Annotated in this window: 4 protein-coding genes; all 4 read right to left on the bottom strand. The window is 40.5% G+C overall.

From position 1 onward, the window contains the following. Window positions 1–698, bottom strand: a 698-nt coding sequence (locus WB217_RS01565; RefSeq protein WP_423990020.1) for a response regulator, incomplete at its 3' end; no start/stop codon positions are given. Then, the gene (locus WB217_RS01560; RefSeq protein WP_423990018.1) at window positions 685–2289 is read right to left on the bottom strand and encodes an ATP-binding protein; all 1605 of its coding nucleotides are present in this window, start codon (window positions 2287–2289) and stop codon (window positions 685–687) included. The genes WB217_RS01560 and WB217_RS01565, both read right to left, overlap by 14 nt. Before the next feature lie 71 nt (window positions 2290–2360). Further along, on the bottom strand, window positions 2361–3887 hold the full coding sequence (locus tag WB217_RS01555; protein ID WP_423990016.1) for a tripartite tricarboxylate transporter permease: 1527 nt from the start codon (window positions 3885–3887) through the stop codon (window positions 2361–2363). Window positions 3888–3920: 33 nt separating this feature from the next. Continuing rightward, the gene (locus WB217_RS01550) at window positions 3921–4376 is read right to left on the bottom strand and encodes a tripartite tricarboxylate transporter TctB family protein (RefSeq protein WP_423990014.1); all 456 of its coding nucleotides are present in this window, start codon (window positions 4374–4376) and stop codon (window positions 3921–3923) included. Window positions 4377–4512: the final 136 nt, after the last annotated feature.

The raw sequence follows: 4512 nt of genomic DNA, 5'->3' as shown, positions 1-4512 counted from the left end.
ATACTCATATAAACCCGTTCCGGACGGCCAACTGTTCCGTAAGTCAAATCGGCTTCTATTTTATCTATAGACACAAGATGTTCCAAATAACGCCTTGCTGTTGTTCTGCTTATTCCAATTACTTTTGCGACACTTTCTGCTGTTAGCCCAACATCACCCTTACCAATGACCTCCATCACTTTTTCAAGCGTTAACGGATCAATCCCTTTCGGAAGGTAAGACTTTTCATTAGTTATGTCATTCATTTCTTTTCGTAACAATTTGTCTACCTGCTGCTGTGTAACAACGTTATTTCCTTCTCCTAGCTGCACTAACTTTTCATAAAATTCCTGATATCTATGCAGAGATTGTTTAAATCGTTCAAAAACTAATGGCTTAATAATATAATCGAATACCCCGATACTAATAGCCTCTTGCACTTTATCAATTTCCTTGGTAGCAGTAATCATAATAACATCCATTTGTTTTGTTTGCAGTTTGATTTCTTTTAATAATTCCAATCCGTTCATATCGGGAAAATAAACATCAAGTAAGAGCAAATCCGGCTTTAAGATATCAATTAAGGTTTTAGCTTCAACATACCCCGCTGCAATCCCCACAGTTTGAAATCCTTCAATCTGTTCGATAAACCGTTTTTGTATTTCAGCGATCCTTAAGTCATCCTCAATAATTAGCACTTCGATGTCACGTTTCCCCATCGTTCACTTCTCCCTGCATTTTTGGTATCGCCACTGTGAAAACTGTACCTTCTCCCGCATTTGAAGAATACGTGATATATCCCCCCAGTTGATTAATGGCCTTTTGAACTAAACTGAGGCCAATTCCAGCATTACTGCTCTTGTTCTTCGTTGTAAAACCTGCTTTAAAGATTTGATCACTGCTTTCATGATCAATGCCTCGTCCATTATCTTCTACTTCGATAATCAGCTCTTTGCCGAGATCGGTCAAAAACAGCAAGACCATTTTATCTTCTTTTCCGTTCTCTCTAACGGCTTCAAAAGCATTATTGACCAGGTTCCCAATAATGGTAACCAAAGCATCTCTGTTAATATCATCGGGAATATCTTTAAAGCTGCTCTCCCTGTCTATTGTAAAATCCACTTTTAATTCGCTTGCCAGGCTAACCTTGCCTAGTATAAATCCAGCAATAATTGGGTCCGGTATTTCCTTCATTAAAAATTGAATAAACCCCTGGGCAACATCTACTTCTTTTGAGATAAAATCAATCGCTTCTTTATAAGAACCAAGCTGAATTAACCCTAAAAGGGTATAAAGACGGTTCGAATATTCATGGGTTTGAGCACGCAATCCTTCAGCATAGGATTTAATATGGGATAATTCCTGAAGCAAATGAGCAAGCTCTGACTTATTCCGCAAACTTGCTACAGCACCAATTACATCCCCTCTTTTATTAAAAATAGGGATGCGGTTTGCTAAAAAGACCTCTCCATTAATCATAATTTCCTTATCATATTCCGCCTGTCCGGTACCGACTACTTCAAGAAGATTCGTATTTTCTAATACCTCTTCAATTCTTTTTCCACGGAGCAGGATTTCATTGGGAACCTGCAAAATTTCATGTGCTGTTTCATTCACTACCGTAATCCGCCCATCGGTATCGATTGCAATAATCCCTTCATGAATGGACTCTAGAATTGCATGTTTCTCCTGATACATCCATGCAATTTCTTTAGGCTCAAGTCCAAACAGTGCTTTTTTTATATTTAAAGAGATTAGCAATGCTGCTAGTATGCCTCCTACTAAAATAAGGAATGTTGCAGCAAAGATTTTCTTCTGGATCTTTGAAATTTCCTTTTCTATATCTGTCTGAAGATATCCGACAGACACCACACCGATCACTTCTCCCTGGCTAAAGATTGGGGCTTTTCCCCTAAGTGAAGGACCAAGTGTGCCTGTAGATTCTGAAATAACAGACTCTCCCTTAAAAGCACGCCCATTATCTCCCCCTACCATTTTTTGTCCTAATCGCTTGGGATTTGGATGGGAATATCGGATTTCATCTCGGTTCCCGATCACGATAAATTCTGCCCCTACTTGTTTTCGAATGCTCTCAGCAATCGGCTGAATAATCAAAGCAGGATTTTCCGTATGGAAAGCTTTTTCAATCTCTGGCATGTTGGCAATGGATTGGGCAACCGACAGCGCTTTAGAACCTATCTCCTTTTTAAGGTTAGACTCAAGGATATTTTTAAAAGTAACTTCAAAAATAGCTCCAATCGAAATCATAAGGATAAAAATCAAAAGCATTAATTTTGTATGTAAACGCACACCAACACCTCTAATCTCATTATAGTAAAAAAACTCCTTAAAAAAAGGAGTTTTTTTACTATTTAAATAATTCATCCTTCAATATTAATTATTACATCTTTGCCTCGTCTTTTCATCATGAATGGCACTACCAGCCAAAGGACGGTTATCAAGAGAAAAGCGAGAGAAATCGGACGAGATACAAAAACACTGAAATCTCCATTAGAGATTGTTAAAGCCCTTCGCAGGTTATTCTCGACCATTGGTCCTAACACTAAGCCGAGAACAAGCGGGGCGATTGGATAATCGTTCTTGCTTAGGAAGTATCCTAAAATACCGCATCCCAATAACAATAAAAGGTCATTAGTCGACACCTGGACTGCATACACACCAAAAATCGATATGGCAATAATCATTGGAATCAAGAATTGCTTGGGTGTCTGAATAATTTTCGCAAACACTTTTACAAGCGGAAGATTTAAAATTAAAAGCATGATGTTTCCAATAAACATACTGGCGATAAGCCCCCATGCTACCTGCGGGTGGTCTTCGAATAATAACGGCCCCGGCTGGACATTGTACATCATCAGGGCTCCCATTAAAATAGCTGTCGTACCAGATCCCGGAATACCTAAAGTTAATAGTGGAATCATTGCGCCGCCAGAGGCTGCGTTATTCGCTGATTCTGGGGCGGCAACACCTGCAATGGCTCCAGTTCCAAACTTTGATGGATTTTTAGAGATCTTTTTTTCAAGGATATACGAAAAGAAGGATGCCAGGGTTGCCCCTGCCCCTGGCAATATCCCCACAAAAAAACCTAATATCGAACCGCGCGCAATTGGTCCAGCTGATTCTTTCAGCTCAGCCTTTGATGGTAATAAATTATTGATCTTTGCGATTTCAGCCTCTTCTTCCTCTTTTTCTAAAATCGTCTTAAAAACCTCTCCAAGCGCGAACAATCCTACGGCAATTGTTAAAAACTCAATTCCCTGATACAGCCATGGGACATTAAAAGTAAATCTGGCAATACCTGAAACACTATCAATTCCGATCGTTCCCAGCAATAACCCAGTAACAGTCATGATCAAAGCCTTTGTTACTGATTTCCCGGCCAATCCACTGACAGCCCCGAGACCTAAAAGCATTAATGAAAAATATTCTGCAGGGCCAAACTTAAGCGCAACAGCTGATAAAGGTTTAGCTAAGGCAATCAGGGCTATGATTGTAACAATTCCCGCCACGAAAGAACCAATTGCCGCTATGGATAATGCACTACCCGCCCTTCCTTTCTTGGCCATCTGGTAACCGTCCAGCGTTGTCACAACAGAAGAGGATTCTCCTGGTGTATTTAATAGAATAGATGTGGTGGATCCGCCATACATCGCCCCGTAATATACTCCAGCAAGTAGAATAATAGCGCTAGTTGCCGCTTGTTCAGGCGGCAGCCAGCTAGTAACCGAAGCAGTTACTGGAATGAGCAGGGCAACACCGCTCATCGGTCCAATCCCGGGAAGCACACCTACTGCTGTCCCGATTAAGACCCCAATGAAGGCAAAAATGATGTTATACCATATAAGTGCAGTGCCGAATCCTTGAAATAAATAGTCGAGTGTACTCATTTTTAAAACTCCTTCATAAAGGTTACTTCCAGATTACGAAAGCCAGATTGGCCAGCCTGGCAGTGTACCTTTTAGAATTTCGACATATAAAAAGTAAACACATCCTGAAAAACAGGCAGATATGAAAAGGGAAGCAATCACCTTCGTGCGTTCCATCGTTTGAAAACAAACAAATAAAAATAAAAAGGTCGTAATTACATACCCGATCGTTTCCAGCGTCAAAATATAAACCAATGTAGCAGCAAAAATAATCATGAAGGGCTTATACTGTAATTTTTCTTTAGTGCCCTGCTGGTTGTTTGTGATAAATGTTTCATAAAATAAACGGATACTCAACAAAACCAGGATGATTCCTAGAAAAAAGGGAAATATATCAGGTCCAACGGCACTGCCATATGACGAACTCGCTAGCTGCCTGCTTCCAACCATAAAAAGAACACCTGTAACCAAAAATAATACAGAGGCAAGACGGTCAAATTGAATGCTCATTACAATCTCCTTTCATACGAAAAGCGCAAGCACCTTGATCAGCCCCGACAAGCACTGGCCGACTAAAACCGCCACGTCCTGTGGCAACGTCGGCACTAGGACGTCGTATCCGTCGAAGGGCCGACCAGTGAAGTCG

Origin of the sequence: Mesobacillus sp. (assembly GCF_049588175.1) — a bacterium.
Lineage (GTDB): Bacteria > Bacillota > Bacilli > Bacillales > Cytobacillaceae > Mesobacillus.
This window is presented reverse-complemented; position numbering and strand designations above follow the sequence as displayed.